The 1,211-nt window shown below is 48.1% G+C and carries 2 protein-coding genes; both read right to left on the bottom strand.

What is annotated here, in order from left to right; translation table 11 throughout:
- Positions 1-28: 28 nt before the first annotated feature.
- Positions 29-664 (bottom strand): SCP2 domain-containing protein, encoded by a 636-nt coding sequence (locus R7P67_RS25195; RefSeq protein WP_005456848.1) that lies wholly within the window; start codon positions 662-664, stop codon positions 29-31.
- Between the two features lie 11 nt (positions 665-675).
- Positions 676-1,211: class I SAM-dependent methyltransferase (locus tag R7P67_RS25190; protein WP_318086369.1), on the bottom strand; the 536-nt coding region annotated here is incomplete at its 5' end.

Raw genomic sequence — 1,211 nt, 5'->3', positions numbered from 1 at the left:
TGGTATAAGCGCTTTAGTTCTGCTGGCGTCATGGTTTCTCCAGCGCTGGCTTATCCGAACCAACTTTGCTCAATAGAGCATTGAGACGCGCTTCAACGCGAGAAGCTTGGCTGCGTACCTCATCCACTTGATCGCAAAAATACGCGACTTCCAATGGTGCGGGTGCCAATTTCCACTCTTCTGTGACCACTTGAGCAAGGTGACGCTGATGTTTTTCCGCTTGAGAAACGAAGAAACCACCCACGTTTTTGGTGCCTTGTACCAAAGTGTGTGCAACCACATCGCCTGTTACGCGAGATAACCACTCTTCAATGTCCGGTTTGCAATCGGTCATCAACTGAGAAAATTTCTGCGCCAGTTGAATATCACCTTCAAGTTCAAGCTTGTCTTGCTTAATCAAGCGAGTGATGTTGGCTTGGTCACGCAGCTCAGGCAGCACGCTCAAGTTCAACGAGAGATAGCAGTCAGGCTGACCTTCGTAGTTACCCAGCACATCAATCTGCTGACTGAAAACAAACGTCAGCGTCTTGTCGATTTCTTTGAGGTGAACTTGGATAACTTGGCCCTTGAGACGCGCTAAACGACGACCCAATGCAGGATCGTCTTTAATCAGTGTGTTCAGCGAAGTTTCAATGACAGCAGTGATAAGAGGTTCAAATGGCATGCCGTTAACCCTTAGAATTTGTAACCACGGTGCAACGCCACAATACCACCCGTTAGGTTGTAGTATTTGGTGTTTTCGAAGCCAGCGTCTTGCATCATGCCTTCCAGTGTTTCTTGGTCTGGGTGCATGCGAATAGATTCAGCAAGGTAGCGGTAGCTTTCTGCGTCATTCGCGACCAATTCGCCCATTTTTGGCAATAGGTGGAATGAGTACGCGTCGTACACTTTTGATAGTGGTTCGAGAACTGGTTTAGAGAATTCCAAAACCAATAGACGACCACCTGGCTTGAGGACGCGGAACATTGAACGCAGTGCTTTGTCTTTGTCGGTTACGTTACGAAGACAGAAGCTGATGGTGATCACATCGAAGTAATCATCTGGGAAAGGCAGTTCTTCTGCGTTAGCTTGTACGTAGTGTACGTTACCCACAATGCCGTTATCGCGCAGTTTATCGCGGCCAACATTCAGCATTGAGTTGTTAATATCTGCCAGAACAACGTGGCCTTGGTCACCCACAATACGCGAGAATTTCGCGGTTAGGTCACCCG

Source organism: Vibrio sp. Vb0937 (genome assembly GCF_033338855.1).
The sequence above is the reverse complement of the archived record's forward strand: the minus strand, read 5'-3'. Positions and strand labels throughout refer to the sequence as shown.